Source organism: Nocardioides sp. (assembly GCF_031422975.1).
Taxonomy (GTDB): domain Bacteria; phylum Actinomycetota; class Actinomycetes; order Propionibacteriales; family Nocardioidaceae; genus Nocardioides.
The window spans coordinates 1-2,160 of record NZ_JANPEO010000582.1; the positions used below are offsets into that span (position 1 = coordinate 1).

2 protein-coding genes are annotated in these 2,160 nt (G+C 71.6%); one reads left to right on the plus strand and one right to left on the minus strand.

Going from position 1 to position 2,160, the window contains the following annotated elements:
* Positions 1 to 44: 44 nt before the first annotated feature.
* Positions 45 to 1,859, plus strand: a complete 1,815-nt coding sequence (locus RMO85_RS17385) for a glycoside hydrolase family 13 protein (protein ID WP_310529978.1) — start codon at positions 45 to 47, stop codon at positions 1,857 to 1,859.
* Positions 1,860 to 1,871: 12 nt separating this feature from the next.
* On the opposite strand, the gene RMO85_RS17390 is transcribed toward RMO85_RS17385, so the two are convergent.
* On the minus strand, positions 1,872 to 2,160 hold a 289-nt coding region (locus RMO85_RS17390), incomplete at its 5' end, for a TOBE domain-containing protein (protein ID WP_310529979.1).

The window sequence follows — 2,160 nt, forward strand, 5'->3', positions numbered from 1 at the left end:
GCACCAGCGGTGCGCAGACATGCTAGTTGACTAGGATTTCGCCCATGCCGGACCTCCTGCTACTCCCCCACCACGACGGATCACCGGCCTACGTCGACAATGAAGCGCCCCGACTCGGCGACACCGTCACGGTCCGGATGCGCAGCCACACCGACGACCCGATCGACGACGTCTGGCTGCGCACGACGTACGACGCGGAGCCGGTCTATCTCGCGACGCGCCGGAGCGCAGACGGGCCCACGGCCTGGTGGGAAGCCGACCTCCTCGTGCACAACCCGGTCACGCACTACCGCTTCCTGATCGTCCGCGCCGACGGCCAGGAGTGGCTGGGCGGCAACGGCCTGGCCGACATCGACCTCCCGGATGCCGCCGACTTCAAGCTGACGTCCTACGCACCGGCCCCGGACTGGTCGCGTGACGGCGTCATCTACCAGATCTTCCCGGACCGCTACGCGCGCTCGGCTGCGGCCGACGAGCGCCCGACCCCGCCCTGGGCGCTCGCCGCGCAGTGGACCGACACCGTCGTCTTCGAGGGCAGCGACCCGCGCACGCCCGCGCAGTTCTTCGGCGGCGACCTCGACGGCATCACCGAGCACCTCGACCACGTCGAGCGGGTCGGCGCCGACATCGTCTACACGACCCCGGTCTTCCCCGGCGAGAGCAACCACCGCTACAACGCCACCACCTTCGACGAGGTCGATCCGCTGCTGGGCGGCGATGCGGCCTACCAACGACTGAGCCAGGCGGTGCACGCGAGAGGCTGGCGCATCCTCGGCGACCTGACCACCAACCACACGGGCGACACGCACGAGTGGTTCCGGACGGCACAGGCCGATCCCGAGTCGGTGACGCGGACGTTCTACTACTTCAACCACGACGGCTCCTACGCCAACTGGATGGGCCACGGCACGCTGCCGAAGGTCAACCACGGCGACCCCGACCTGCGCTCGGCGATGGTCGAGGGACCCGACTCGATCGTGGGGCGCTGGCTGCGGCCGCCCTACGACGTGGACGGCTGGCGCATCGACGTCGCCAACATGACCGGCCGCCTCGGCGCGCTCGACGTGGCGCACGAGGTGGCCCGCGCCGTACGCCGAACGGCCGAGTCGCTGCGCGAGGACCCGCTCGTCATCGGCGAGCACAACCACGACGCGTCCGGCGACGTGGACGGGGACGGCTGGCACGGCACCATGAACTACTCCGGCTTCTCGTGGCCGGTGTGGTCGTGGCTGCGGTCGGAGGACACGACAGCGCGGGCGTTCGGGCGGCCGGTGCAGGTGCCGCGACGCGGTGGCCCGGCCGTCGTCGAGACGTTCCGTGCCTGGCAGGGCGCGCTCGGCTGGCAGGCCACCACCTCGAGCTGGAACATCCTCGGCTCGCACGACTCCGCCCGCATCCGCACGATGGTCGGGTCTGCCGAGGTCCACCGCGTGGCTGCGGGCCTGCAGTTCACGATGCCCGGTGTCCCGATGCTGTTCGCCGGCGACGAGCTCGGCCTCGAAGGCGTCATCGGCGAGGACTCCCGCCGCCCGATGCCGTGGTCCTCGGAGGACGACTGGGACACCGCGACCCTGGACACCTACGCGGCGCTGGCGCGCGTACGCCGCTCGCGCGCCGCGCTCCGTCGCGGCGGCCAGCGATGGGCCTACGTCGACGACGACACCATCGCCTTCGTGCGCGAGCACTACGACGGGTCCGTCCTCGTGGTCGCGCGCCGGGCCGCGGGTCCGTGCTTCGAGCTGCCGCTGATCCTCGGCGAGCACCTCCTGGGGACCGAGCGCGGAGCACCCGTCACGAACGGACCGGGCGTGATCTCGGCGTCCGACGGTCCTCGCCTGGACATCTGGTCCCTCGGGTAGGACGCCTCGCTGTCAGCTCGACACGACCAGCACGGGCGTGGGGGCGATCGAGACGTCGACGCGGTCCTGGGGCGCCAGGCCGACCGCCAGCGACGACGGCAGCTGGGCCATCAGCGCGTCCCCGGCGTCGGTCATGATGTGCACCCGCGAGATCGGGCCGAGGAAGCCGACCGAGACGACCGATGCCGTGCCGGCGGCAGCCGCCGTGACCGACACCGACTCGGGGCGAACCATCGCGGTGCCCGTGCCCGAGGTGATCGACGTACCGATGACGGGCACCGACGCACCCAGCACCTCCGCG

What these genes read in the sequence shown, in the direction of transcription:
- RMO85_RS17385 (WP_310529978.1), top strand. Translation starts at nt 45, where the DNA reads ATGCCGGACCTCCTGCTACTCCCCCACCACGACGGATCACCGGCCTAC.